General features: G+C 45.9%; 21 protein-coding genes and 2 tRNA genes. 13 read left to right on the forward strand and 10 right to left on the reverse strand.

All coding sequences use genetic code 11. The annotated features are described in order from the left end of the window. Positions 1-34: 34 nt before the first annotated feature. The 6 genes from EO95_RS01790 to EO95_RS01815 all read right to left on the reverse strand — a co-directional run bounded on the left by EO95_RS01790 (position 35) and on the right by EO95_RS01815 (position 6,608). The gene (locus EO95_RS01790; protein WP_048131576.1) at positions 35-1,018 is read right to left on the reverse strand and encodes a hypothetical protein; all 984 of its coding nucleotides are present in this window, start codon (positions 1,016-1,018) and stop codon (positions 35-37) included. Between the two features lie 780 nt (positions 1,019-1,798). Beyond that, entirely contained in the window at positions 1,799-1,978 is a 180-nt protein-coding gene (locus EO95_RS01795; RefSeq protein WP_235282815.1) for a hypothetical protein, read from the reverse strand. Between the two features lie 729 nt (positions 1,979-2,707). Next, positions 2,708-4,687 carry a ferrous iron transport protein B gene (gene feoB / locus EO95_RS01800; protein ID WP_048131578.1) on the reverse strand — a complete coding sequence of 660 codons (1,980 nt, stop codon included), beginning with the start codon at positions 4,685-4,687 and terminating at the stop codon, positions 2,708-2,710. A 51-nt stretch (positions 4,688-4,738) separates the two neighbouring features. After that, positions 4,739-5,404, reverse strand: a complete 666-nt coding sequence (locus EO95_RS01805) for a metal-dependent transcriptional regulator (protein WP_048131580.1) — start codon at positions 5,402-5,404, stop codon at positions 4,739-4,741. Between the two features lie 232 nt (positions 5,405-5,636). Further along, entirely contained in the window at positions 5,637-6,092 is a 456-nt protein-coding gene (locus EO95_RS01810; RefSeq protein ID WP_048131582.1) for an N-acetyltransferase, read from the reverse strand. Positions 6,093-6,533: 441 nt separating this feature from the next. Beyond that, a tRNA-Arg gene (locus tag EO95_RS01815) sits at positions 6,534-6,608 on the reverse strand. Positions 6,609-6,842: 234 nt separating this feature from the next. Between EO95_RS01815 and bioB the strand changes: the two genes are divergently transcribed. From bioB to EO95_RS01855, 8 genes are all read left to right on the forward strand, one after another. After that, positions 6,843-7,850, forward strand: coding sequence for a biotin synthase BioB (gene bioB, locus EO95_RS01820; RefSeq protein WP_082105890.1), 1,008 nt, complete (start codon positions 6,843-6,845; stop codon positions 7,848-7,850). After that, the gene (locus EO95_RS01825; protein WP_048131585.1) at positions 7,847-8,401 is read left to right on the forward strand and encodes a biotin transporter BioY; all 555 of its coding nucleotides are present in this window, start codon (positions 7,847-7,849) and stop codon (positions 8,399-8,401) included. The genes bioB and EO95_RS01825 overlap by 4 nt, the downstream gene beginning before the upstream one ends. Positions 8,402-8,443: 42 nt before the next feature. Next, complete coding sequence (locus tag EO95_RS01830) at positions 8,444-9,268, forward strand: energy-coupling factor transporter ATPase (RefSeq protein WP_048131586.1); 825 nt, start codon at positions 8,444-8,446, stop codon at positions 9,266-9,268. Continuing rightward, a complete protein-coding gene (locus tag EO95_RS01835) occupies positions 9,244-10,164 on the forward strand; it encodes an ATP-binding cassette domain-containing protein (protein ID WP_082105891.1) in 921 nt (306 codons plus the stop codon). Before EO95_RS01830 ends, EO95_RS01835 begins: the two co-directional genes overlap by 25 nt. Next, the gene (locus EO95_RS01840; RefSeq protein ID WP_048131588.1) at positions 10,157-10,930 is read left to right on the forward strand and encodes an energy-coupling factor transporter transmembrane protein EcfT; all 774 of its coding nucleotides are present in this window, start codon (positions 10,157-10,159) and stop codon (positions 10,928-10,930) included. The genes EO95_RS01835 and EO95_RS01840 overlap by 8 nt, the downstream gene beginning before the upstream one ends. A gap of 216 nt (positions 10,931-11,146) precedes the next feature. Further along, positions 11,147-11,494, forward strand: a complete 348-nt coding sequence (locus EO95_RS01845) for a helix-turn-helix transcriptional regulator (RefSeq protein WP_048131637.1) — start codon at positions 11,147-11,149, stop codon at positions 11,492-11,494. Then, positions 11,491-12,858, forward strand: a complete 1,368-nt coding sequence (locus EO95_RS01850; RefSeq protein ID WP_048131589.1) for an SO_0444 family Cu/Zn efflux transporter — start codon at positions 11,491-11,493, stop codon at positions 12,856-12,858. Before EO95_RS01845 ends, EO95_RS01850 begins: the two co-directional genes overlap by 4 nt. Before the next feature lie 96 nt (positions 12,859-12,954). Further along, positions 12,955-13,527, forward strand: a complete 573-nt coding sequence (locus EO95_RS01855) for a PspC domain-containing protein (protein ID WP_048131591.1) — start codon at positions 12,955-12,957, stop codon at positions 13,525-13,527. Positions 13,528-13,921: 394 nt separating this feature from the next. Here the strand turns inward: EO95_RS01855 and EO95_RS01860 are convergent. Continuing rightward, positions 13,922-13,996: transfer RNA gene (locus EO95_RS01860), tRNA-Arg, on the reverse strand. A 348-nt stretch (positions 13,997-14,344) separates the two neighbouring features. On the opposite strand from EO95_RS01860, the gene ilvE reads away from it, so the two are divergent. The 3 genes from ilvE (at position 14,345) to EO95_RS01875 (ending at position 19,141) form a co-directional block, all read left to right on the forward strand. Beyond that, on the forward strand, positions 14,345-15,223 hold the full coding sequence (gene ilvE, locus EO95_RS01865) for a branched-chain-amino-acid transaminase (RefSeq protein WP_048131592.1): 879 nt from the start codon (positions 14,345-14,347) through the stop codon (positions 15,221-15,223). Between the two features lie 301 nt (positions 15,224-15,524). Continuing rightward, positions 15,525-17,468: a molybdopterin biosynthesis protein gene (locus EO95_RS01870; RefSeq protein WP_048131593.1), complete on the forward strand. Its 1,944-nt coding sequence runs from the start codon at positions 15,525-15,527 to the stop codon at positions 17,466-17,468. Positions 17,469-18,046: 578 nt separating this feature from the next. Beyond that, positions 18,047-19,141 (forward strand): GTP-binding protein, encoded by a 1,095-nt coding sequence (locus tag EO95_RS01875; protein ID WP_048131639.1) that lies wholly within the window; start codon positions 18,047-18,049, stop codon positions 19,139-19,141. A 156-nt stretch (positions 19,142-19,297) separates the two neighbouring features. Here the strand turns inward: EO95_RS01875 and EO95_RS01880 are convergent, their stop codons facing one another. Together EO95_RS01880 and EO95_RS01885 are read right to left on the reverse strand one after the other, a co-directional pair. Continuing rightward, positions 19,298-21,406, reverse strand: coding sequence for a methyltransferase domain-containing protein (locus EO95_RS01880; protein WP_048131594.1), 2,109 nt, complete (start codon positions 21,404-21,406; stop codon positions 19,298-19,300). Positions 21,407-21,588: 182 nt separating this feature from the next. Then, entirely contained in the window at positions 21,589-22,860 is a 1,272-nt protein-coding gene (locus tag EO95_RS01885) for an anion transporter (RefSeq protein ID WP_048131595.1), read from the reverse strand. Between the two features lie 182 nt (positions 22,861-23,042). On the opposite strand from EO95_RS01885, the gene EO95_RS01890 reads away from it, so the two are divergent. Then, positions 23,043-23,234 (forward strand): hypothetical protein, encoded by a 192-nt coding sequence (locus EO95_RS01890; protein WP_048131596.1) that lies wholly within the window; start codon positions 23,043-23,045, stop codon positions 23,232-23,234. Between the two features lie 93 nt (positions 23,235-23,327). Here EO95_RS01890 and EO95_RS01895 read toward each other — a convergent pair whose 3' ends face one another. Next, positions 23,328-24,440, reverse strand: coding sequence for a methylcobamide--CoM methyltransferase (locus EO95_RS01895; protein WP_048131599.1), 1,113 nt, complete (start codon positions 24,438-24,440; stop codon positions 23,328-23,330). 277 nt (positions 24,441-24,717) lie between these two features. Between EO95_RS01895 and EO95_RS01900 the strand changes: the two genes are divergently transcribed. Beyond that, the gene (locus EO95_RS01900; protein ID WP_048131604.1) at positions 24,718-24,957 is read left to right on the forward strand and encodes a type II toxin-antitoxin system HicB family antitoxin; all 240 of its coding nucleotides are present in this window, start codon (positions 24,718-24,720) and stop codon (positions 24,955-24,957) included. Positions 24,958-26,018: the final 1,061 nt, after the last annotated feature.

A 26,018-nucleotide genomic window follows, 5' to 3' on the forward strand; every position in this document is an offset into this window, starting at 1 on the left:
CGTTTTTGAGGATGTCTCCGTTTTTTCAGCCTCATTACGCCTGGGGGTCTTTCCGATTGCAGGTTATGATTTCCGCATCATCAGTATCCCTAAGATCCACGGACTCATCGATTAAACGCTTTTTTGGAGCCTTTTCGGCGATTATGTACTCGCATTTATAATCTTCATCGGGTCGGGCTCTTACAGGGTCTGCATTCACAGGAGATTGGCGCCTCATAGAAGATCTCGAGCTTGGAGGGAACAACTGTCCCGCCGGGGCTTCTCTTACTGGAGTCGACTGCCTCAGGTTGCCTCTAAGCCGTTTTCGATCCCCGCTCTCGGCGATGATATACTCACACTTTGTTTCGACAACCTCCTGTTCGTCAAGTTCCTCGGGCTCAACCTCCCTTATCTTAAGCTGAACTTTTGCATTTGTGCCTGGCAGGGATGCAGGAGCTTCCCTGAAATCAATAAGCTCGTGTGCGGAATGGTTCTCTTTCCTGAACTCAAGTTTACGCGTTGGTTTTCTGGAGAGAGGAGGAAGGTCAAGGGGGTCTTCGAGGATGGGAAGAGAAACAGAAGGAGAAGAGGGAGGCGAGGGGGGAGAGAAAGAAACAGTATTTTGCATACCTCCCAGCGCTCCGGAGAGTTTTTCGAGGTCTTTTTCCAGCTGTTTTATAAGCATTTTCTGGTCAAGCAGCTCCCTGACAAGCCCGTCCTGAATTCCTGCCAGTTCCTTCAGCCGCCGGTCCGCTGTCGCAGAGTCATTATCTTTGCCAGAACTGAATTCGGCTCGCAGTTCGCTAATAATTGAAGCCTTTAGTGATGCAGAATCAGGGAGCCCCTTCAATTCTGTTCTGATTTCGGAAAGGATCTGGTCCTTAAAGGAATCCAGATCGGAACTGTTTTCCATTTCGGCCTGCAGTTCATTGAGAACCGAAATCTTTATTGATTTTTTGAGAGTCTCGAGCTCCTCATAGGTTATTGACAGTCGCCTTTTAAGCGGTGTATTGTGCACGTCCCTCTGTCCAGTTCTCATGAAAATACCTCTAACAATAAATTCGGGTCCCGGGTTTCCTTATGTCTGCAGTTTTTTGTTAGCATGAAACGTCAGTGTAATATAATTAAATAGATTCAATCTGACAAATTTAAATAATGTGTATAAAGTACATGTAATCTTACTTTATATATATATGGTAATCGATAGTATTCAGCTGACCCGAAATAACTTTAAATTATATTATAATAAGATAACTTAATAAACCTTTCTGAAAACGGGTGCAGAAACCGCATATAAGAACAGGAGAAATTGTATAAAATATGAAATTTCCGAAGGAAGAAGGGTTAAACGTCAGAAAGGACAGAAAACAGGAGATGCAGATCGGAAAATGCTCTGGAAGAGAATGAACAGTTTTCCTTAAATCTTCCTGTAAAGAATAATATTGATGCTAAAATGCCTCACTTTCGAGCACATAATACCCGGATCAAGAATTCAGCAATCCCATGGAGATAATAACTTTCTGGAGAGGAAAAGGGCAGAACAGTAGAATAAATATTTTTCGGCATCATCTGTACAAAAATATTAAATATGAGTATCAGGTGCAATTCTATTCCCGGAAAGACTGGATAAAGGGCAGATATAAAAATAAGAGATAAAGTCCAGAACGTGGAATGTTGTTAATGATATCATATAAACAAGATAGAGGCTTCAATCCGGGATTTGTACAAAATAGGGAATGAAACCCAAAAGGTAACTCAAAAATTAAATGAGTTAAAGAGTTGGATTTCAACAGGGGTTGGAAATTTTTAGAAGAAAGTGTTACTCAATGGACGGAATAGACTCATCGAAATTAAGAAGTACACTCTGCCTCTCCTGGATTTTGGGGGATGTGCTGCAGTCCATCTCCAGAGCACTCTCGTTAACAATAGAACCGTGGGTTCCGGTGCTTTCAAGGAAAAGTTGAACCTCTTCAACTTCAGGCTCTCGGAAATGATCCATTTCGAAAATATCCATAATAACACTAAAAACGTTTTTGTGTATGTGATCGGTAATCCGAGTCATCGAAAATAAACACGATGCATGAAGTATTAATAATTTACTATAATATGAAAACAGACGAGAAAGAATAGATAAGTTTACTAATATATAATTATTGTACCCGGCATACAGAAACATACGTTCCAACTAATCGGCATTGAAGTAAATAAAAAAACTTGCTGTTTTTTGATAATTTAATTAATCTCATAAATTAATTGATCTTTCCTTAAATATCGCTTTTTACTCAATATAACGGAATTTCAGCACGTTCCTCTGTCAGCCAGAGAAATACCTCCCTTAACCCCGGAAACCGTGTTTCAATTCCGGCAAATATGAGCGCCTCCACCAGCCGGTCTGCCCATCTTAAAAGAAGTGAAAAAAACGACTATTTATAGCGAATATGGTTGAAAGGGTCAGAAATATTTGTAATTTAGACCTCCTGAGCGAAGATAACTGATAAAACCCATAAATTGACCCTATCGAACAAAACTCATTACTAAACCCATAAATTAGCCTTCTTGAACAAGATAACTGATAAAACCCATAAATTTGTCCTTGGAGCAAAGTTCACTACTAAAACTCATAAATAGTCCTCTTGAGCGCAGCGAAAAGGACTGCGGGCTGTTGCACTTGCAGTGCAACTCCCAGGAAATCTCCGATTTCCTGTGATCCCGAATCGCAACTCGGGCATCACAGGAAGAGAGGCCCGAGAATCCGGATCAAGACACCTACCACAAGAGCAAGGAATATGGTGAAGGTAACAATCATAGCCGTATCCTTTGTTCCAAGCTCATGCTTCAATACTGCAATCGTTGCCACGCACGGGACATAAATGGTAGTAATAACCGCAAACTGGTACATCTGAAGGGGGGTCATTACAGCTGCGAAGTTGGCTGTGCCCGCAAGTACGGCCAGGATCTGGAGAGCCATTTCCTTTCGGAGAATTCCAAAAACCAGGGCTGTTGCGGCAAAAGCCGGAAGGCCCAGTAGGCCAACAGATACAGGTTCTACAAAATCCTGGAAGATCGAAAGAAGACCAAGGGCATCGGCGATTCCGAGGAATGCGCTCCCTGCAAGCAGCAGCGGAAAAGCGATATATAAAAACTCCCGGCTTTTCATCCAGGTCTTCCTGAGAGTGGATTTCAGTTCAGGTTTTCTGAGAGGGGTCATTTCCATAATGAAGCCGCTTCTCTGGCCTGGAAGGGTTTTTCCGAGAACCCAACCCATCGCTGCAATAATGAGAACATCCAGCACATAGATAGAAACCGCGGGCCAGAAACCAACAAATGTCCCCACAAGTCCCAGGATAATAACTGTCCTTGCAGAGCAGGGAATAAGGGAGATGAGAAGCGAAGCTATCCGCTTTTCCCTCCTGGTGCCAAGGGCATGCACTGCCATTATTGCGGGGACATTGCAGCCAAACCCCAGAACCAGAGGGATGACAGCTCTCCCGTGAAGCCCGAGCTTATGGGTCAGGTTGTCCAGGAGAAAAGCTGCCCTGGTCAGGTAGCCTGAGTCCTCGAATATGGAAAGGATAGCATAGAAAACTGCAATATACGGGATTGCAATTGCAAATCCGGCTTCCACACCCCGCAGGGAATAAAGAATCAGGTTTCTAAAGATAGGCGCCATGCCAAGAGTCATTGTTTCCACTGGCTGAATCACGTGAGGCTCAAAAAAATCATTCACAATCCAGTTTTCAAGGAAGCCTCCTACCCTGAAGACGAGAAGAAAAGTAAGGAGCAGGGCCGCTATGAGAACCGCAATCCCGAAGTTAGGAGAGGTAAGAACACTGTCTATCCTGTCACGAAATCTTTTTTTCGGTTCGAACACTGAGACAACACTATCTACGATATGCCCGGATTCTCCGTACAGGTCTCTTGCAACGGTATCCGGAACTGAAATTCCGTGCTCAATCTCAAGGTTCTGCCTGAAGCGCCGGGCAGAAGAGAGAATGGCATGGGCTTCAGGCGGCATACAGCAGAGTTCCACAAACTCGGCATCGTTCAGCAGAGCTGCAATCTTGACACTTTGAGATGAATCCGGAAAAGCATGGTCAAGACCGGACAGAGCCTGGAGAATCCACTGGCTGTACTTTACCCTGTGGTGGTCCTGGACTTTGTCTTTCTCTTCGAGAGCCACGAGCACTACCTCATCAAGCCCTATCCCCCACGTTGCAACAGTGGAGACTACAGGCAGGCCTAAGAGTTCTGAAAGTCTTTCCGTATCAATAATAATTCCGAGCTCTGCTGCCAGATCCACCTGATTTAAGGCAATAACCATAGGGATATCGAGTTCCAGCAGCTGTAGAGTCAAATAGAGGTTTCTCTCAAGCCTGCTTGCATCAAGGACATTGATAATGACATCCGGCTTATCTTCAATAAGAAATCTCTTGGTTACCTTTTCGTCTTCGTTTGCAACCCCGAGAGAATATATTCCAGGCAGGTCAACTACTTCAATGGTCTTGCCTCTGGCATTTACACTCCCTCTTTTAAGCGCAACCGTAGTGCCCGGGTAATTGGAAACCTCAACCCCAACTCCTGTAAGCCTGCTGAAAAAAACGCTTTTTCCAACGCTCGGGTTGCCTATGAAGGCCAGTGTCACATCATAAGGAGAATTCTTTTGACCTCTGTTGCCAGAAGTACAGCATGAGCTGGAAATCCCTATCATGCCTCCATTAATTTTTCCCTGTACCTGTAAAGTGCCAGCATTGTCCCTTTTTTACGCATTTTTACTTTTAGGAGTGATAAAAATTTTCTTTGCTATATCTCTTCCAAGAGCAATCTCAGACCCAACAACCATGACTGAGATACACCCCTGCTTTTGCTTGCGCCTGACTTCAATACCTTCTCCTGTAAGGATACCAAGAGAGGTTAAACGCTCTTTTGTCTCCCTTGGAAGGGTTACCCTGGCAATCGTACCTGAACTTCCCTCTTTCATTTCATCGAGAGGAATGAATCCTTCCTCGCGCTGCAAGTTACTTTTATCGATATTAATTGGGTGTCCGTCGGGGCAGTACTCCGGATTTCCCAGGAAATCGTAAAGTTTCTCAAGCACTGAGTCTGATACCGCGTGCTCAAGCTCGCAGGCTTCCTTGTGGGCTTCCTTCCTGTCAAAATCAAGGACTTCAGCCAGGAAAGTCTCAAGAACCTGGTGTTTCCTCTTGACCCGGATAGCTTCTTCAGCTCCTTTTGTGGTCAATTCGACTCCTTGATAGGGCTTATACTCGACGAACCCCATAGAATGCAATTTTTTGATCATTTCCGTCACACTGGGCGGAGATACATTCAGTTCTTCTGCAATTTGTTTGGTTTTTGCAGGGCTCTGGTTTTTCGTAATAAGGTAAAGAATAGTTTCTAAATATTCTTCGAGTCGATCTGTATGCATTAACACCATTCCACCAACACATGCCCGAAATTTATCAGGCCAGATAATTAGGACAACCTAAAAAGAATAGGATTACTGAATAAATAGCTTTTGGTTTCGATCTTTCAAAATAAATATGGGTTGAGAAAGATTTCAAAACCGGAGTTTATCACATGGAATCGGGCAGGAAAAAACAAAATAAAAAATTCAGGAGTCGTGAAGCGTAAGACTTCCTGAGGGTTCCTGAAAGATTTCAGGCGTTGATAGATTTAAGAACTGCAATTTCATTACAGTCCGGAAATTTGGGGCACCTGATGCAACCAGACCAGATTTTCCTGGGAAGGCTGTTTTTATCCACAATATTAAAGCCCAGGGTTTCAAAAAACTCAGGCACATAAGTAAGAGCAAAGACTTCCTTCATATCGAGATCTTTAGCATCCTCAAGACAGGCTGAGACAAGCTGTGTGCCTACTCCTTTTCTTGCACAATCGGGCTTAACTGCGAGAGCAAGGATTTCTGCAAGGTCTTCCCAGACCACATGCAGGGCACAGCATCCCACAACCTCTCCTTCGACCTCACATACATAAAAATCCCTTATGTTCTCGTACATCTCACTAAGGGAGCGAGCAAGCATAAGCTCATCCTTAGAGTAAGTGTTGATGATTTGCTTCATCTCAACAACATCACTTATCCTGGCTTTTCTGATCAATTCCTGTTTCCTCTGAAGCGGCAGTTATGTTTTTTAATAGAAATTATGCTGCATTATAAGCATTTACTGTATTCCAGCTAGGAATAATGTATTTCTAAATAAGAATTTATTCCATAATTTCGGGGCAGGCCTCTCCAATTTGCGGGACACTTCCCATCGGGGCACTTCCCATCCATAGTTCAGTCTCTTCTGGATATCGGCTCTTCTCTAACTACATACTTGTTTTACGGACACGGAGAAGGACACAGAGAGGGACACAGAGAAGAGATGTCCGGAAGACAAAAGCATGAACTGATAACCTTCTGAAGAAGAAAAGCGTCCATACTTACAGAACTTTCCCATGAGATAAACTTTCAAAAACAAGCCTTCAAAAAAGTCAGGGAAAGCAGATTAAGTGAAACATGAATAAAACGGATGCTGCATAAAAGAGATAGAAATTAGCGGGCGCGAAGGGATTCGAACCCCCGACTTACAGCTTAGGAGGCTGCCGCCATATCCGGGCTAGGCCACGCGCCCACAATGCAACTCCCGAAAATACAGCATGTAACAGTATGCTAAAACTGCATTCCAGGTGAAGTATCCATAATACCGGCATAAGATATATATTTAATTATCGCCCGGAGAAGAGAAAAAGCCCCTAAATCCGGGCAAAAAGGAGAGTACAGATAGTTTTGGTATCAAAGTTGAGAGAAAACTTTAATAAACAAGTCCCGGATTTAAAGTTAACCACGTCATAGAAAGAGGTTAACAATGAAGGAAATTGCCACGATGCCCCCTCGGATCAGAGACAAACTCAATAAGGGAATCCCTCTGGACGAAGAGGAAATTATGGAGTTTGCAGTGCTTACCGGGCCCGACCTCTTCGACTTCTTTACCATCGCAAACCGCTTGAGAGCAAAGCTGGGGAACACTGTAGATCTCTGTGCAATTACAAACGCAAAAAGCGGGCGCTGCCCCGAAGACTGCAGGTTCTGTGCCCAGTCAGCTCACCATTGTGCGGAAACCAGGGAATATCCACTGCTAAGCCCCGGGAGACTCCTTGAAGACGCAAAAAACGCTGAAAAGGCCGGAGCACGCCGATTTTCGATAGTCACAAGCGGGAACCGCCTGAAGTTTGAGGAACTTGAAAGCATCCTGGATGCCGTGAGGCTGATAAAAAACAGGACCGGACTTGAAGTCTGCGCGTCCATCGGAACCCTGAGCCCGGAATCGGCGGGGAAACTGAAAGAAGCCGGGGTTTCAAGAGTCCACCACAACCTGGAAAGCTCTGAAAGCTTTTTCAGGCGCATCTGTAGCACGCATACGTATGCCGACCGGATACGGACAATCAGGACTGCAAAGGAAGCCGGGCTTGAAGTATGTTCAGGAGGGATCCTGGGGCTCGGGGAGAGTATGCAAGACCGGATAAAACTGGCCCTTACCCTGAGAGAACTGGACGTAGATGCCGTGCCAATCAACATCTTAAACCCGGTTCCGGGAACTCCGATGGAGAATGCAGCCCCTCTGCCCCCGATGGAGATCCTTAAAAGCATAGCCCTTTTCAGGCTCGTCCTGCCGGAGAAAAATATCAAGCTTGCAGGGGGAAGAGAAAAGAACCTAAGGGACCTGCAGTCCCTTGCCCTTTTTTGCGGGGCCAACGGGTTGATGCTCGGCAACTACCTGACCACTGAAGGGAGAAGTCCGGAAATGGACCTGCAGATGATACGGGATGCAGGACTAAACTTTGAAAACATAAAAACAGGAGAAATGAAAGAATGAAAGGGAAAAACGAAACATACGGCATTGCCCAATCCTCGGAACTTAGAAAAATGGTGTTTGCATCCCTTTTCGCCGCAATGATTGCAGCGGGGGCGTACATCAAAATCCCACTCCCCTTTTCTCCGGTACCGGTTACCATGCAGCCCCTCTTTGTCTTCCTGGCAGGGAGTATGCTTAAGAGCAAATGGGGCACCCTCAGCATGTTGATATACACTCTGCTGGGGATTGCAGGGCTACCCGTTTTTGCAGGCGGGGCCTCGGGGCTCGGCGTGATCCTGGGACCAACAGGCGGATACATAATAGGCTTCATAATTGCGGCATTTGTAATAGGGTACCTGAGTGAGAAGAGCGGAAAAAACGACTACCTCTCAAATGCTCTTTATATAGGCATAGGGCTCGTAATCGTCTATGTTCTGGGCGTGGCCCAGCTGGCATTTGTCGCCAAACTGGACCTCCTGCAAGCAATAACCCTGGGAGTGCTTCCATTCATTATAGGGGACATCCTGAAACTGGCAATTGCTGCCCATATAGCTTCCAGGTACAGGATCTGAAAAAGTAAGCAAAAAGCCAAAAACAGCAAAGAGCCAAAAACAATGATCAGGATAGAGGACCTTAGCTACAACTTCCCTGATGGGACACGGGGCCTGAAGAAAATAAACCTCGAAATAGAAAGAGGAGAATTTCTCGGGATAGTTGGCAGGAACGGTTCGGGAAAGTCCACCCTTATCCGGCACCTGAACGGGCTTTTGAAGCCGATGGAAGGGAAAGTGTTCATAAACGGCATGGACACGGCAGATCCTTCGAATCTTCTCAAAATCCGGCAGACCGTGGGCATGGTCTTCCAGAACCCGTACACCCAGTTCGTAGGCACAACCCTGGAAGAAGACGTGGCTTTCGGGCCCGAAAACCTTGCCCTGCCCCCGAACGAAATCCGGGAAAGGGTAGACAGGGCCCTGGAAGTGGTGGGACTTGAGAACTTCAAAAACCATTCCCCAAAAACCCTAAGCGGAGGGCAGAGCCAGTGCGCGGCTATCGCCTCGGCCCTTGCAATGAAATCCGAGTGCATTGTTTTTGACGAAATAACCTCCATGCTGGACTCCAGATCCAGGGAGCAGGTCCGGGAAATCATCCGAAAGCTGCGGGGAAAAGCCCGAACCATCGTGTATGTGACGCACAAGCTCGAAGAAGTCCTGTACGCTGACAGGATAATCGTGATGGACAGGGGGGAAATAGTGCAGGAAGGAAAACCGGAAACCGTTTTCAAAGCCCCTGAGCCGGGGAAATTCGGACTGGAAATTCCCCCCGTCGTTGAACTGCTGAACAGCCTGGAAGCCCGCGGCTTTACCTTTGACTGGAAACGGCTGTCTTCAATAGAAAATCTTGCGGAGGAGATATGGGAATCAAGGTGGAAAATCTAAGCTATTCCTATTCCGGGAACCAGAAAAGGAAGCCTGCCCTTGAAAACGTCTCCCTGGAGATCGCAAGAGGGGAATTTGCCGTCATCTCAGGAACCGCAGGAGCAGGAAAATCCACACTCATTAAACATTTCAACGGGATTCTCCACCCCGAAAGCGGCAGGGTAACCGTGGACGGGCTGGACACCAATAGCCGGGAAGTGCGCAGAAAAGTAGGCATGCTGTTCCAGCATTCCCAGAACCAGCTCTTCGAGGAAACTGTATACAGGGAAGTTGCCTTCGGCCCTTCGAACTTCGGGATCCGGGGAAAAGAACTTGAAAAAAGGGTGCATGATGCCCTATCTCTCGTACACCTTGATACCCGGATCCTGGACCGCTCCCCGTTCAGCCTGAGCGGGGGAGAGAAACGCAGAGTTGCACTTGCGGGAATCATGGCGCTTCGCCCGGCCTACCTGGTGCTGGACGAACCCACTGCAGGCCTGGACCCCGAAGGCCGGACCAAGCTGCTCGGAAGGCTTCAAGAGATTCATAAAAAGGGAGTCGGGATCGTCATTGTATCCCACAACATGGAAGAAATCCTGCCCTTCGCCCAGAAGGTCATTTCAATGGAAGAGGGCAGGATCGTGTTTACAGGCAGCCCTGAAGAATACCTCCGTGCAGGGCATTCCCCGGTGCCCCTGCTCACCAGGCTTATGAAAGAACTGAACAGGAAGGGAGCCGCCCTCAGGGAGGACATCTTTACGGCAGAAGAGGCCTTGAAAGAGCTTCAAAAGCTCAGGCCGGAAATGCAGGAAAAAGAGAGGGGAATATCAGAAAAAAGAGAAACTGAAATGAAGGCAGATGAAACGGGAACAACGGAGAAGGAAATAGCTGAGACGGTGGTGAGAGACAATGTATGAGACTGCATTCAACTACGTCTACGGGAATTCCCTCCTGCACAAGCTGGACCCCAGGACCAAGCTTGGGGCAGTGATGTGCCTGAGCATCCTGGTCTTCAGGGAAGAGAGTTTTGCCGGGATGGGGTTACTTATTGCATTTTTCCTCCTGCTGACCGGGATTTCGGGAGTACGCCTTTCCTTTTTGCTCAGGTCGGTCCGCCCCCTGCTCTTCTTTATGTTCTTCATCTTTTGTTTCCAGCTCTTTGCAACTAAAGGGACTCCCATTGTCCCCCTGCCGGTGCTTACCCCTACTTATGAAGGGCTGAGGCTTGGAACCCTGCTTTCCTTACGCTTTGGGCTGCTCCTGCTCTATGCGGCCCTCCTTACGGCAAGTACCCTCCCGAGCCAGATTACCAACGGGATCGAGCGCTTGCTCCGTCCCCTGCCGCTCCGCTACCTCGGAGTGACTTCCTTCGACCTGGCAACCATGATGTCACTCTCCATCCGCTTCCTCCCAAGTTTCCTGGAAAACGCAGCGACTATCAGGGCAGCCCAGCTCGCCCGGGGCCTTGACCTCAGGCATGACCTGCGCCGGGGGACCACGGCAATTGCAGTGCCCCTGATAAGGAGGTCGATCCTCCTGGCCGAAGAAGTGACAGAAGCCATGGAGAGCAGGTGCTACCAGGGACAGTGCCGGACCTCTCTCCACGAACTCAGGATGCAGAAACTCGACTGGTCAGCACTGCTCGTGCTCGGAGCATTTTTTCTATTATTAATAAAAATCTGAAAAGACAATTTGGATTTCGGGCTTAAATTTCGAGATTAAGTGGCGGGTTTAAGTTTTTCTACAGAAAGTAGCCTTTTCAACCCGAAGTCTAAATCTTAGTCTAAACCTTAAGCCAAAACCTTAAGCTGAAACCTGAATTTCAAGTCCCTCCGTTTAGTCTCTAAGCTCTGCAGTCTTTCGAAAAACATTAATATATGAACAGTTGTTCATATGTTCATGCAAGATAAGTGCGATCGTGTTAACCCGGAGAAGATAGAAACCCTGATGCAGAAGGTCCCTGATTCCGAAAATATTACGAGGATGTCTGCAGTCTTTCAGGCGCTTCAATCGGATACCCGCCTGAAAATCCTTTTTTTGCTCAGACAAAAAGAGATGTGCGTCTGTGAACTCGAGCAGGCTCTTGAAGTCACGCAGTCTGCGGTCTCTCACGGGCTTCGGACCCTCAGGCAGCTTGACCTTGTAAGAGTCAGGCGGGAAGGAAAATTTACGGTTTACTACATCGCAGACGAACATGTACGCACACTCATTGAGATGTGCCTTGAACATGTGGAGGAAAAAACATGAGCTTTGAATTCCTCAGCTTCATTCCTTTCCTGCTTTCGGGGATCCTTCTCGCATCCTGGGAAATCTTTGTGGAAGCTGCCCCTTACCTTATTTTCGGCTTCGGCGTTGCAGGTCTCCTCAATGTAATCGTTCCTGACCAGAAAATTGTGGAATACCTTGGAACATCAGCAGGAAAAGTACGTTCCGTTATCAACGCCTCCCTGGCAGGTCTTCCCCTTCCCCTGTGTTCCTGCGGAGTGATCCCCGCAGCCATGTCTATAAGGAAAAGGGGGGCAACCAGAGGCGCAACCCTGTCCTTCCTGATCTCAACTCCCCAGACCGGAGTGGACTCTATTGCAATCACCTACGCTCTCCTTGACCCCCTGATGACTATTTTCCGCCCGATTGCAACCCTTGTAACTGCACTTCTTGCAGGGCTTGCAGACAACCTGCTGATAGGGGAAGAACCCGAAAAAAAAGGAGGCAAAAACCTGGAAAAATCCGGGAAAAAAACAGAAATCCTTGCAGTCTCGACCCTTGTAGGAGTATCGGCAGCCGGAAAAAAATGCAACTCCCATTCCTGCGGCTGCAGCTCACCTGAAGTTCCCGGAATAGGAAAAAAGGAATATCCTGCCCTGAATACGGTGCCTTCAAAAGCCATGCCTCTGGAATTGAAGACCGGATCCGGAAAAGGAGTCCTGCCTCTCACACTTCCCTCAGCAACACCGGCGACTAAAAGCAAAACCTCCTCGTGCGGCTGCGGGCACTGCGAGCAGGAGAAAAATGAATCATTGCCGGATGGGAGAAGCAAAAAATCCGTAAAAGAGCAGTTCCTGGAAGGACTGAAATATTCCTACATAGAACTTCCCGGAGAAATCTCTAAGTGGATGCTGATTGGAATTCTGCTTGCAGGGATAATTTCCTATGCTGTTCCCGAAACCCTGATTCAGGAATACCTGGGAGGAGGGCTCGGGTCAATGCTGGTCATGCTTGTAGTGGGAATTCCACTTTACATCTGCGCTACAGCCTCAACTCCTCTTGCCGCAAGCCTCGTAGCCAAAGGAATGAGCCCTGGCACAGCGTTTGTTTTCCTTCTTGCAGGTCCTGCAACCAATGCGGCAACCATAACCATGGTAGCCCGTTTCCTGGGGAAGCGTTCTGCAGCCCTCTACCTTGGAGTGATCTCCCTGTGTTCCCTTGGGGCAGGAATCTTTCTTGACTGGCTTTACCTTAAGCTGGGAGTAAGTGCGACTGCAACCCTGGGAAGCGCAGGAGAACTGCTTCCAGAAGGCATTAAGATCGGCTTTGCGGCCCTCCTGCTCCCTCTGATGCTATACGGAGTCTTCCGCAGGGGGCAAGAGTGTGGCTGCACTGAATGCCATTGAAAGGAAGAGAGAACAGGAAGAAATCAGATATATAATTATAAAAAACGTTGGATAAATAGCAGGATAATATAAATCCTCGTAAATAGAATAATCAGTATGCAGGAAAATCCCGACTTTGAGGAAAAAAAGGAACCGAAAGAAAGCGATTTCAAGGCTCCGGGGGAACTTGAAACTGGTTATACAGAGAAATCATGGGAAAAACCTGAGAAAACAATGGAAGAAACAGAAGAAGAAGCCAGTATAGAGCCTGTACCCCAGGAAAGAATAGAACCAAAAGAAAGCGATTTCAAGGCTCCGGGGGAACTTGAAACTGGCTATACAGAGAAATCATGGGAAAAACCTGAGAAAACAATGGAAGAAATAAAAGAAGAAGCCAGAACAGAGTCAGGGGAAAGAACCAGCGAAGAAAAGGGGGAGACAAAAGAAGAAAAACGCACGGTTTATAAAATGGAAAAGCGCCTGACAAAAAGTAAGAGTGACCGTATGCTCTTTGGGGTTTGCAGCGGGCTCGGAAAATACTTTGGGATTGACCCGACCTTTGTAAGGCTTGTCTTTGTTCTTCTTGCCCTGATAGACGGGATCGGGATCGTCATATATATTATTCTGGCAATAATCATGCCCTCGGAAGAGAGCGTTCAGATGGTGCCCGAAACCCGAAAGAGCAGTTAACGAAAAGAGCTGGCAGTATCCGGATTATTAAAGAACAAGAAATAGCGTTATGTGAGATTATACCGGGAATTTTCATATCATCAGCGTCCCCGGTAGACTGCTTTTTTATTTAATGTATATTTATTTCAAATTTTATATAAGGTATATTTATTCAAATTTTATTTAATTTATATTTATTCAACTTTCAACCCTGTTTTTGAATTTTTTCGATTTGAAAAGAGATGTTGCACAGGCCTCCGTAAAAAGCTGCAGCTATGCTGAAAGCTCGTTGCCGAAAAAAGACAAAAAGGAATTGAAAACGAGTGGAAATTTCAATAAAAAGTATAAGGACATCAGGAAGAAGGTCGAGGTTTATTTACCAGAAATTAATCAAAAGTAAGCAAGAAGAATAAAGCGGGCTCGAAGGGATTTGAACCCCCGACGTCTGGGTTAGAAGCCCAGCGCTATATCCAGGCTAAGCCACGAGCCCTGGTTGCTTATCCTACTGCGGAGTACGAAATGAGCCTTCTAGGATAAAAACCTTTTGCATGAACATACTAATTGGTGCGATATAAAATCTTAAAATATTTATGTGGAAGCGGAATTGTAATATATATTTAGTATCTACCCGCTTTACTTGGAATGTTTATTAAGAATCTCGGTATGGCAACTCTCTCGGAGTTCTGAGTTTCTTTAAGAGCTTTTCATAGAGCTTACATACTGTAAAAGAGTGAAAAAGTTAAATGGGCTATTGACCTGTAGGTTAAAGACTATACTGGATCGAAAGCCCCAGTTAAGTACCCTACAGATAATAAAAACTGAAAAGGATGATTTGCAAATGAATGAGTTACTGATTTATTTAGACGGGAAATTTGTCCCAAAATCCGAAGCCAAAGTTTCGGTCTATGACCACGGATTCCTTTACGGCGACGGTGTGTTCGAAGGCATAAGGGCATACAACGGGCGTGTCTTCAAGTTAAAGGAACACGTTGACAGGCTTTATGACTCAGCAAAAGCAATCGCAATGGACATCCCCATCACAAGAGAAGAAATGGCCGAGATAATCCTTGAGACCCTCAGGAAAAACAACCTCAAAGATGCTTACATCCGCCCCATCGTCTCAAGAGGAGTCGGAGACCTCGGACTTGACCCCCGCAAATGTGAAAAACCATGTGTCGTTGTTATCGCCCAGGGCTGGGGAGCCATGTACGGCGACCTTTACGAAGTCGGGCTCACAGGAGTCAGCGTCTGTGTCCGTAGAAATGCCCCGGATGCCCTGTCCCCGAACATCAAGTCCCTGAACTATCTCAACAACATCCTCGCAAAGATTGAAGCCAATGAAAAAGGAGGAGATGAAGCCGTCTTCCTTGACCAGAACGGCTTTGTGTGCGAAGGCTCGGGAGACAACATCTTTATCGTCAAAAACAACCAGGTCCTTACCCCCCACACAATAAGCAACTTAAAGGGTATCACAAGAGCCACAGCCATCGAACTCCTGGACGAGATGGGCTACAAAGTCATCGAATCAAATCTCGGCCTTTTTGACCTCTACACAGCAGATGAAATCTTCGTCACCGGAACAGCAGCCGAATCTGCCCCCGTTACCAAACTTGACGGAAGACTCATAGGTACAGGCAAACCAGGACCCCTTACAATGAAAATGGTTGAAGCCTTTGATAAAATAACCAAGAGTACGGGCACACCTATTTATAAATAAAAGAGTCTGCTCAATGAAAGAGCGCGACTCTGAAGACAAAAACAAAAACGGCGGGATTTTTCCCGCCAAACTCTTTTTTAGATCAAATCTTTCTCAGTCAACCTTCTTAGCTGGAATCTATTTCTTTCGACGTTCGAAGTCAATCTTATCAGTCAACCCTGTATACTTTTCTCCTGCAGGCACCAGCCGATTCCAGCTGTAAGAGCGATTACGGATGCAAGAACAGATTGATATGCACCGGGAAATGCTATTAAGGTAAAAAATCCATCTGAAAACCGATAAGATTTCAGGTTTGACTCTTATGAAACGCAAAGAATTTCGGGAACTTGTCTCTGTGGAGGAGGCCCGGAGAATAATAAACAGCCTTCAGGTCCGTCCTGAAAAAGAAAGCTTAGCCCTTGAGAATGCCCACGGAAAAATCCTTGCAGAGGATATTATTACCGAAATTAATGTCCCTCCTTTTCCGAGAGCTGTGATGGACGGTTATGCTGTCAGGGCAGAAGATACGTATGCCTGCAGTGAAACAGAGCCTGTAAAGCTGAGGTTACTTGGAAATATCCCCGCAGGTTCGGATGCAAAATTCACGGTCTCGGCAGGGGAAGCTGTGGAGATTGCGACAGGGGCCCCGATTCCTGAAGGGGCTGATGCTGTGGTTATGGTTGAATATACATCTGAAGAAAACGGGACTGCACTCATCTTCAGACCTGTAACCGGGGGAGAAAATATCATGAAAGCAGGCTCTGATATCCTGAAGGGGGAAAGGGTGCTGCGCAGGGGAAGGAAACTGGGCACAAGAGAAATCGGGGTCCTAGCTTCCATAGGAAAAAAAGAAGTTCCCGTACTCAGGCTGCAGGTAGGGATAATTTCTACTGGAGACGAACTCACCAATCCGGGAGAAACGCTGGCTTCGGGGAAAGTATATGACGCAAACTCTTACACGCTATACGCAGGAGTCCAGGAATGCGGAGCTTCCCCCCTGCTTTACGGGATTGTAAAGGACAATGAGAGTGTGATGGGAAAAGCACTTGAAACTGCGGTTTCGGAGTGTGCCCTTATCCTGACTTCGGGCAGCACATCATCCGGGGCAGGGGATGTGATGTACCGGTTAATAGACGAAGCAGGAGAGACCCTTGCCCACGGGATTAACATAAAACCGGGAAAACCTGTAATCATCGGCGTCATAAAAGATATCCCGATTATCGGGCTTCCCGGAAACCCTACATCTGCTTTAATGATCTTTAATGAATTTGTGGCTCCTCTTCTTAGAAAATCCCTTGGAGCAGAGGCGGAAATCAGAAAAACGGAAGAAGGAATAATGGGTACGGACCTCCGTTCCGAAGGGAGGCAGCAGCTCCTTCCCGTAGGCATGGTAAGGGGACGGGTTTATCCTGCAGACAGGGGTTCAGGTGCCATAACATCGCTTTCCGGAGCAGATGGCTTTATAGAAATCCAGCCAAAGACCGAGTTCATAGAAGCAGGAACTCCGGTAGAAGTAACCCTTTTTGGAGAAGTTGAAAAGCCGGACCTGCTCATAGCAGGCGGGTTCTGCCCCGGACTTGATGTTCTGGAAGACCTTAGCGGACTCAGGTTCAGAACACTTTACAGCGGCTCAAGCGGGGGTTTCAGTGCAATTGCCGCAGGCACGGCAGATATCGCAGGCGTGAATATGCCCTCCAGACATCCGGAAGGACAGAACGGAACCCTGCAAGGTGAAATCCGGTACAACACCCCTACAGTTGAGGCAATGAGTCTTTCAGGAGCTGTGCTTGTTAAAGGGTACAGGCGTGAAGTAGGGCTCCTTGTCAGGCAGGACACCCCGATTTCCGGACTTGAAGACCTGCCAGGAAAACGCCTGATTAACCGGAACAGGGGTTCGGGCACAAGGGCTCTTCTGGAGATGAAAATAGAGGAACTGGCAAAGGAAAGAGGAATAAGCAAAAAAGGGTTTACGGACTCAATACCAGGATACGTTTCCGGAGCGAAATCTGAAGTTGCAGTCTGCGAGGCTGTTCATTCAGGAAAGGCTGATGCCGGAGTGGGCATAAGGAACTGTGCAGAAAGAACCGGCCTGAAATTCGTAAAATTTGCAGAAGAAGAATATGACTTCCTGGTCAGAAAAGAGGTGCTGGACGCCCCTGAAGTAATAAGATTCCTGCAAACCCTTAGCTCCACAGAATTCGCCTCAAAGCTTCCGGCAGGGCTGCAGGTATATGAGAGAACTGGAGAGATCATTCCTTTTGAGTAAAGGCGTTGGTCGCACCCCGCTGCATGGTTGGTATTTTGGTATTAAAGCTACCGGTAAGGCTATTGATTTTGTATAGATCTACTGTACGCAGGCGGGGTCAAGCCTTGCGCGGCGCATGGAAAAAAGAACGTGAGATGCCATTTGTGGTCACTTCGGAATAATACCAACCAGTTAATCAGGAAGCACCAGGGCGTTTGTTATGCATATTTGCCAGAGAGCTTCCCATCAAGAAGGTTTAAGTATTATTATACTTATTGAGAGATATAAATAATACCAATTTCATCATTTCCGGATCAATCAATAAAAATAATTTCATACCAACAAAATAATTCAAGCAGTAAAAATCATTTAGTAGCTTAGTAGCAAGGAAATAAAATAATTCTATCAGTAAAGACCATTCAGTAGCGATAAAAACCATTCCATAGGTATATATATTGCATCCAACTATTCAGAATAAAATATCCAGATAACGGATCTGTTTTAGATCAAAAAAGGATTATAGAGACCGTTTGAATGCGGTTTCATTTTTAAAGTGCTATGAAAATAATTTCTTCAGTCCCGAAGTCGGCAGGTTCCAGATGAGCAGCATACAGGAGCAAATACAGGAAGTAGAAGACGAAATTCGAAAGACCCAGTACAATAAGGCAACTTCTCACCACATAGGCAGGCTGAAAGCCAAGATGGCCCGCATGCGGGATGAAATTGAGAAGAAAGCCTCCTCAAAGAGTGGAGGAGACGGTTACTCGGTCAAGAAGTCGGGAGATGGTACCGTAACTCTCGTGGGCTTCCCATCGGTAGGGAAATCCACTCTTCTGAATAAAGTCACTGGCGCAAAATCAGAGGTAGGAGCATACGAATTCACCACCCTTACCGTCGTGCCGGGAGTGCTTGAGCACAAAGGCGCAACAATCCAGTTCCTTGACGTACCCGGGCTTGTAAAAGGCGCATCTTCAGGGCGCGGACGCGGGAAAGAAGTGATTTCGGTCATAAGAAACTCCGACATGGTTATCTTTTTGCTCGATGTTTTCCAGCCCAAGCACTATGAAGTCCTTATGGACGAACTATACCAGGCAGGAATCCGTGTGGATGAGGTGCCCCCTGACGTTACCATCAAGAGAAAGGACAGGGGTGGAATCGAGATAAACTCAACCATAGACCTTGACCTGGATGAAGAGACCATCAAGGCAGTACTGGATGAATATAAAATCCACAATGCCCATGTCCTGATAAGGGAAAATATCACTGTAGACCAGCTTATCGATGTCGTCCTGGAAAACCGGAGTTATGTCAGCTCCCTGATTGCAGTCAACAAAGTGGACCTTGCCTACCCTCAGCTGATAGAAGAATGCCGGAAAATATACCCGAACTCAATATTTATCTCAGCCCATAAAGGCATTAATATCGAGGAGCTCAAGGACGCTATCTACGACTGCCTGGGCTTTATCCGGGTCTACCTGAAACCTCAGGGAGGGCCAGCAGATATGGAAGAGCCTCTTATAGTAATGAGTGGGACAAACATAGGCCAGATCTGTGACCGCCTGCACCGTGATTTCCGCAGAAAGTTCCGTTATGCCCAGATCTGGGGCCCGTCTGCAAAACACCCCGGACAGAGGGTAGGACTTGAACATGCCATGGAGGATGAAGATATCCTCACGATAATCATCCAGAAGTAAAAGAAAAAGGAAAGCGAAAGGGAAGAATAAAGGAAGAAATCGATCTTTCGCATTCCGTAGTTTTTTGACTGCAGTTTTTTAGAATATAACTTTTTTCCAAATCTAACCTTTTTCTTAACCGATCTTATTGATATTACTTTTTGATTTTAGATACTCTTAAAGAGCCTGTATTGTTTCAGAATTGCTGGAGAAAACATTTCTCTTTCTATCGTTCTTTGAGTCGATAGAACCTTTAGCTTCGACTTCCTCCTCGAATTCCGCAGCACATTCAGCCGGGCTTTTCCTTGGGGATTGTTCAGGGACTTTCTTATGAAGCTCAGCCTTTACATCGGTTCCGATACCATACCTTTTCTTTGCAGCCTCAAGAATTGCTGCCAGCATACCAGAGTAAGAGATATTGGTATAAGCTGCCATTTTTGCAAGGTGCCCATCCCAGCACCAGCCAGGATTCGGATTTACTTCAAGCAATTTTGGCCTGCCTTCGGCGTCAAGCCTCCAGTCAAAGCGAGCATAGTCGCGGCAGCCCAACCTTGAAAAGAGAGCAAGGCAGCACCTCACAATTTCTTTTTCGGTTTTTTCAGGAATTCCTGCAGGCACGGATTTGATATTCCAGTATGGGGAATCAGGAAGCCATTTAGCCTCATACCCGCAAATCTGTGGAAGTTCTTCCGGAACTGCAGAGTAATCTTCTTCCGTGATAGGCAGTACAGTGCACATAGGCGGATTTCCGATTATACCGACACTGATGTCCTTCCCCGGAAGGAACTCCTCCAGCAGGAAAGGCTTATCTGACCCTATTTTTTCTCTCGTCTCCTTCATTATATTGAATATATCTTCCCTGCTGTGGACTATGCTTTTCTGCGTGATCCCGTAACTCGAGTCCCCTGAGTTGGGTTTTACTAGCAGGGGGAAAGAGAGGGAAAGCCTTGAAACATCAGAATCTCCGGTAACAAGAATTCCTTTAGCCACAGGAATCCGCATCTCACGGGCGACTCCCCTTACAAGAGACTTATCATAGCAGAAGGCGAGGCACTGTGGACCTGCGCCTGTATAAGGAATATTGAACTGCTCAAGCAGGGCAGGAACATGGAGTTCTTTTGTGGGGTCGTTGTTAAAACCTTCATCACAGAGGTTGAGTACAAGGTCAATTTTTCCTGCCCTCTTTTTAAGGTCTTCGAGAAGGGTTTCGTGCCTGTCCAGGAAAGTGAATTTCATGTAAGGAATCTCAGCAAGTGCCTTTTTCATCCTATTAACGGTTTCGAAATCATCATCATCAAATACGCAAGCAGGCTTGACCTGATCTTCCTTTCTCGGGTCTCCAAGCACCACTACAACGTTAAGGGGTTTTTTACTTTCAGAGTGAAGAGGGGAAGCCATAGACGGCCAGGCTTTTTCAACCGTTGCTGAAAGCAGGATTCTCTGCTCCATCATTCCTGCATCCTGGGTGCCTGTTGACACAGGGCTGAAGGTTGTATGAAAAGTAGGGCTGCTAAAACCTGATGCTGTAAGCAGCTCAAAAAGGCTTTCCTTATTGTACAGCCTCTCAGCGTAAAACTGATCCGCAATTATTCCTCTGTCATTGCGGCATATAACCTCCCTGCAAATCAAACGGTCGCCATCAGAAGAAAGAGCTCTTTCCCGGCATACGAAGTACTTCCTGTCCAGCCATTCCCATGATCTTGGCTGGAAATTCTTTTTCATATGGTCTCCATCTGCAGCATCAATAAAAACCCTGCCTCCGGGCTTCAGTACTCTGAAAATCTCCTCAAGCACTTTTCGATCATGCAGAGTGGAATCAAAGTATCCGAAGCTGTTTCCAAGGATGGTAACCACAGAGAAAGTATCAGATGGGTAAGGCAGTTTTCTTGCGTCCCCTTCCCTGAACCGGACCTGCAGGTTTTCCTTCAGAGCCCTTGTTCTTGCTTTCCGGATAAGGTACTGAGACCTGTCATAACCTTCGACGTTTGAAAAACCCCTCCTTGACAGTTCCAGGACATGCCTTCCCTGTCCGCAGCAAAGGTCAAGAACCGTGTCTTCAGGAGCGAGTCCGAGGATGGAGACAACAAGATCTGTTTCTTTCCTTGTAACTTCCATATCATCCAGAAGATCGGCATCGGTCTTGAGATAAAGGGAATTAAAAAGAGTCTGCCACCAGTTGGATTGGACATGGGGTTCAAGGTCATCAACAGGTCCGAGGGTTTTCATCTGTACGGTACCTTTAGCGCGTTTGCGCCTGGTATTTGAATCGGTAGTATTCTGGGTCATGATTTGATATCTTCCAGAAAAAAGTGTATGTGCTCTCAGTATATCAAGTTTATCAGAGGGTTGGGTACCCTTTATATACTGTAAGGGTTAACCAGCAAAATTTATTAGAGGATTAATAGGTTTTAAAAGGGCATTTAAAGTTATAACGGATTTTTTAGCGTTATTTAGGGAAATATTATTGCTTAGAAGGGCAAAAGGAAGATAAAGTAAATAATAGCATCTAAAAAGGAAATTAATGCCCCAATTCTGGCGAATTCCATAAAAGAAAACGTTTCACCATCTTTTTCAGCATTCTGAAGGATTATAACATTACTTGCAGCCCCCAGGATAAAAAGATTCCCCGCAATTGTACTTCCAGCAGCAAGCGCCATCAGCTGCCCCTGAGAGACCTCACTTCCCATTGCAGGGAGATAGAGCGCAACAAAGGGAACGTTAGAAATAAGCTGGCTGAGTCCCATGCTGAGGACAAGAATCATAGGAACCGAGCCTAAATGCGGAGACATTCTGCCAAGAAGTTCCTGGCAGGTTCCGGACATCCAGACACTTTCCATAAGCACGAACATTGAAACAAAGAAGATCAGAGTTGTCCAGTCAATATTCTTTACAACTTCAGTTCGCCTTTTACTGAGCAGTATGGGAGAAGCGGAGAGCAGGGCAATCCAGCTCAAACTGAAATCCCGGGCAGGCAGAAACTCCACAAGAAGGATCTTACAGGTGATAAGAGCCAGCAGAAGGAAAAGAGACTTCTTTGAGATTTCTGCAAGTTCGGGGTCGGAAATAACCTCTTCAGAATGAACAAGAGCTGTTTTCCCGAATTCCCGGCTGAAAAAGAGCCTGAGTACTGCGTAAGCAAGTGCAAGGTTTATAAGAGTCGGCAGAGCCAGCGAGCGCAAAAAGGTCACAAATGGGGAATCAAGATTTCCGTCAATTGCGATCAGAAGGTTCTGAGGATTTCCGATGGGGCTCATGACGCTGCCTGTGGTTATTCCGAAAGCCAGGGCAAAGAGCATGAGTTTGGGGGATACCCCGTATTTCCGGGAAAAACGCAGAACAAGCGGAGTGCCCATAATAGCAAGGGTATCATTCATAAGGACTGCAGAGAGAAGCCCTGTAGAAAATATCACGAGCAAGACCAGTTGACCCGTGTTCTTTGCCCTTGAAACTATCCGGCTTCCAAGCCAGGCAAGGTATCCGCTCCTGTTAAGCGCTTCACCCACACAAAAAGCCCCGAAAAGGAAGAGGAGAACATCCATGTTAATTGCCCGGAGAGCCTCTTGAGGTGAAATTTCCCCAAGCAGTAGCACTGAGAGAGCCCCGAGGGTCATAACCTGCCAGATCTGCAGCCTCAAAGACCCAACCTGCCTCAGAGCGGTCAGTAAAAGGACTCCAAGGAGAACGAGTACCGAAAGGTCAGGCGAAGACACAAAAGAGGTTATCAAAGACTCTACCGCCATAAATCCCGCAAGCCTGTCAACATAAGTTTCAAAGTTCTATTAATATAAACTTCGAATGTGATATATTCGCAAGTATAAATTTCCTGCGCTCGTCCATCTACCCCTGAAAAACGGCTCGTGAGAGTACAGCAAGAGTACAGGGATACGAAACGCTTAAAATGGACTGAACAATATTTCAAAATATGACTATATGGTTTCCTTTCTCTGCAACCATTCTCAAGGAGGAGAATGCCTATGTTTCAATCTGCCCTGAAGCGGATGTAATCTGTAAAGGAGGAACTGTTGAAGAAGCCGTTGCAAACCTGAAAAAAGAAGTAGAAAAATTCCTGGGAGAAGAACTGCCTCAGGGCTTTTCAAAAATTGTTTATTACTGAAATTTTACTAAATTTACCAACTTTACGAAACTTTATGAAACAATTAATATTTCCAGAAAGCTTTCCTTGAAACAAAAGCCTGGAAAGAAGTCCTCAAATTCCTGCTTTTACTGCATCCCAGAGTAATTCCATTTTATCAAGCGGGGTGTTAAGAGGGATTTCGCAGCCTGTCGACAGAATGAAACCTTTTTTCGGTGCCGCGGAGAGACAGCTTTTTACTTCATGCCCGATCTCGGCGCAGGAACCGGTGAGAGGAGCGTCCGGGATAATGTTTCCCATAAGGCAGATGCCTGCATCCGAGAATTCCTTAAATTCCTTGAAGCAGTGCCTCGGACCGCATCCGATGTTTTTGTGGTTATGGAGCTTTTTACATTCAACCCCATACTTTTTTCCGAGCAGCCTGACATCCCCGAAGGCAAAGTTAAGGGCATGGGGTTCAAGTTTCATTTCCAGGTCATAGAAGGCATGAGCTGCGCAGTTATGGGAGATTACATAGCCTCCTCCGGCTTTGATATGGTCATAGAGTTTCTTCGTATATGGCAGCATGAATTCTTCAGCCATTTGCGGGCTGAAAAGGTCTCCCGTGTTCTCCCCGTTTTCGACAAAAATACCGTCAGCTCCGGCTTCAAGCAGGGCATCGGCAAAAAGGATGCAGCTTTCCGTGAGTTTTTCCAGCAGGGCGTGGAAACTGTCCCTGTCCTTCAGCATGTCAATGCAGAGCCTGCTCCCTCCCATGACCTGAGATGCGAGCATCAGAGGAGACATAGTTGCCCCTGTGATAAATGCTTCATCCCCGATTTCCTTCTTGAGAATCTCAACCGATCCGGCAATGGTCTTCACTCTCCCGGACTTCTCGATGTCATCGGGGTTTATCAGTTCATGCTCAGCCGCGGATTTGAGTACATATTTTGCAACTGTAGGATAGGCATTTTCCTTTATGTTTACCTTTGTCCCGAGTGCCTCGGCTTCCACCAGAAGGCAGCCCCAGGGGGACATTACATTATCCTGGTGATACATCTCCCGCGCAAGGATCTGTGCCCTTGCAATTCCCTCTGCAGAACCGTAGGCGTCCTTGAGGCTTGTGCCCATCCGTTCCAGTACCGCATGTCCTGCTCCGAACCACAGGTAGCCGTATGGGACACGGTCAACATAGTTTCCTTCTAGTGCGTTAATAAAACGCTCCCTTGAGGTCATTTCCGCTTCCATATAGGACCTCCTTTTTTAAGCTTCCATATATCAGTATAAAAGTAGTTTTATAAATACCAGGGAGTTTGAACTGAAGATTAATGTCTTTTTTCGCACTGATCACATCATATATTCAAACCTGCATGAACATGAAAGCTTTCAGATTTCAAAACAGGAATAAAATAAGTCACAGCCTTTATTAAAAAATTCCAGGGCCTTCAGCTAAAATCGCGCCTTAACCAGAGAAAAAATAAGCAGATGCGAAATATTTAACATAGGCACTGAGGTATTACGAACCATGACAGAAATGTTTACATTTTCGGCAGTAGTGCAAAAGGAGAACGAGCGGTACGTATCCTCATGCCTGGAACTGGCCATATCAAGCCAGGGAAAAACGATTGAAGAAGCTGTTTCGAACCTGAAAGAAGCGGTAGAACTTCATATAGAAAAAGAGGACATCACCCTTCCGATCAAGCGCCCGTTTGTGACAACTTTTAAAGTAACAGGGAAAAGACCTGGAGAGAAAAAAGCGCAGTGAAGAAAACGTTGTGAGAAGAAGCTCAGAGGCACGATTATCCTTTTTTACCGTGTCCCCCAACACAGCAGCCCTGAAGATATGCTCCCCCAAGCATATTGATCCAGAGCAGGATCAATGGCCCCCAAGCATTTCTTATTGTATATACCCTACTCACTTCCCAACTCCACAAATATAACATTATATCATTGACTATTTTAAATTAATTACCCAAAATTTTGTTCTTAAACAAAAATTAATTTAACGTTAAAAAATTCAAAGCAATATAAGGATTTAAGTGTAAAAGCTCAACTGCCAACTGCCAAAAAGATAACTGTGGTCTGCAGGCGCCTGTTACTTAAACTACCAACCTGGAAGGCATTTCGGTGCCAGGTCTTTTACCCTTTTGACCTGTAAAAAATATATTTTATGAATGTAAGTCTCAAAAGCCATATTCAAAAAAATGGATAGAAATCGGAAAAATAGAGAAGGAAATAGAGAAGAAAATAGAGAAAGAAATAGAGAAAGAAATAGAGAAGGAAATAGAGAAGGAAATAGAGAAAGAAATAGAGAAAGAAAAAAATAAAACAGAAGAGAAAAGATGGAGTAAGGAAAAACAGTATAAGAGAAGCCCAGAGGCACTACATCCGTTCGCCGTGTCCCCCAACATAGCCTCTCCGAATATCATATGCTCCCCCAAGCATATTAATTCGAAGAAAGGATCAGCGACCCCCGGGCTAGTCTTCAGGTGGTAGAATATGTCGGTAGATTAACCAATCTCACTTCCCAACTCCAGTATATACTAATGGCGTAAATTATTTTAAATTAATTATATCAAAAATTGTTCTGTAACAAATTATATTGTTACGCTAAAAGTTTCAAAACCAGCATAAATTTTGTGCCAATTCTAATTTTTAACCAGAAAGATTCAGCAAGAGTGCTCATAGAAGAGCAAAAGAATATTGAGAATACAGCAAAAACAGATCGAAATCGATCAAAAATTAATATAAACAAATTCAAAAGCACTCAAAACAAATAGATACTGAAAGAAGAAGACGCCCGGTGTCACCCTCATCCCTTACTGT

The organism is Methanosarcina sp. 1.H.T.1A.1 (assembly GCF_000979295.1).
GTDB lineage: Archaea > Halobacteriota > Methanosarcinia > Methanosarcinales > Methanosarcinaceae > Methanosarcina.

Excerpts from the sequence above, each read along its gene's own strand:
- EO95_RS01790 (WP_048131576.1), bottom strand. The coding sequence starts at position 1,018 with ATGAGAACTGGACAGAGGGACGTGCACAATACACCGCTTAAAAGGCGA.
- EO95_RS01795 (WP_235282815.1), bottom strand. The coding sequence starts at position 1,978 with ATGGATCATTTCCGAGAGCCTGAAGTTGAAGAGGTTCAACTTTTCCTT.
- feoB (WP_048131578.1), bottom strand. The coding sequence starts at position 4,687 with ATGATAGGGATTTCCAGCTCATGCTGTACTTCTGGCAACAGAGGTCAA.
- EO95_RS01805 (WP_048131580.1), bottom strand. The coding sequence starts at position 5,404 with ATGCATACAGATCGACTCGAAGAATATTTAGAAACTATTCTTTACCTT.
- bioB (WP_082105890.1), top strand. The coding sequence starts at position 6,843 with ATGAAGGAAATTGCCACGATGCCCCCTCGGATCAGAGACAAACTCAAT.
- EO95_RS01825 (WP_048131585.1), top strand. The coding sequence starts at position 7,847 with ATGAAAGGGAAAAACGAAACATACGGCATTGCCCAATCCTCGGAACTT.
- EO95_RS01830 (WP_048131586.1), top strand. The coding sequence starts at position 8,444 with ATGATCAGGATAGAGGACCTTAGCTACAACTTCCCTGATGGGACACGG.
- EO95_RS01835 (WP_082105891.1), top strand. The coding sequence starts at position 9,244 with ATGGGAATCAAGGTGGAAAATCTAAGCTATTCCTATTCCGGGAACCAG.
- EO95_RS01840 (WP_048131588.1), top strand. The coding sequence starts at position 10,157 with ATGTATGAGACTGCATTCAACTACGTCTACGGGAATTCCCTCCTGCAC.
- EO95_RS01845 (WP_048131637.1), top strand. The coding sequence starts at position 11,147 with ATGCAAGATAAGTGCGATCGTGTTAACCCGGAGAAGATAGAAACCCTG.
- EO95_RS01850 (WP_048131589.1), top strand. The coding sequence starts at position 11,491 with ATGAGCTTTGAATTCCTCAGCTTCATTCCTTTCCTGCTTTCGGGGATC.
- EO95_RS01855 (WP_048131591.1), top strand. The coding sequence starts at position 12,955 with ATGCAGGAAAATCCCGACTTTGAGGAAAAAAAGGAACCGAAAGAAAGC.
- ilvE (WP_048131592.1), top strand. The coding sequence starts at position 14,345 with ATGAATGAGTTACTGATTTATTTAGACGGGAAATTTGTCCCAAAATCC.
- EO95_RS01870 (WP_048131593.1), top strand. The coding sequence starts at position 15,525 with ATGAAACGCAAAGAATTTCGGGAACTTGTCTCTGTGGAGGAGGCCCGG.
- EO95_RS01875 (WP_048131639.1), top strand. The coding sequence starts at position 18,047 with ATGAGCAGCATACAGGAGCAAATACAGGAAGTAGAAGACGAAATTCGA.
- EO95_RS01880 (WP_048131594.1), bottom strand. The coding sequence starts at position 21,406 with ATGACCCAGAATACTACCGATTCAAATACCAGGCGCAAACGCGCTAAA.
- EO95_RS01885 (WP_048131595.1), bottom strand. The coding sequence starts at position 22,860 with ATGGCGGTAGAGTCTTTGATAACCTCTTTTGTGTCTTCGCCTGACCTT.
- EO95_RS01890 (WP_048131596.1), top strand. The coding sequence starts at position 23,043 with ATGACTATATGGTTTCCTTTCTCTGCAACCATTCTCAAGGAGGAGAAT.
- EO95_RS01895 (WP_048131599.1), bottom strand. The coding sequence starts at position 24,440 with ATGGAAGCGGAAATGACCTCAAGGGAGCGTTTTATTAACGCACTAGAA.
- EO95_RS01900 (WP_048131604.1), top strand. The coding sequence starts at position 24,718 with ATGACAGAAATGTTTACATTTTCGGCAGTAGTGCAAAAGGAGAACGAG.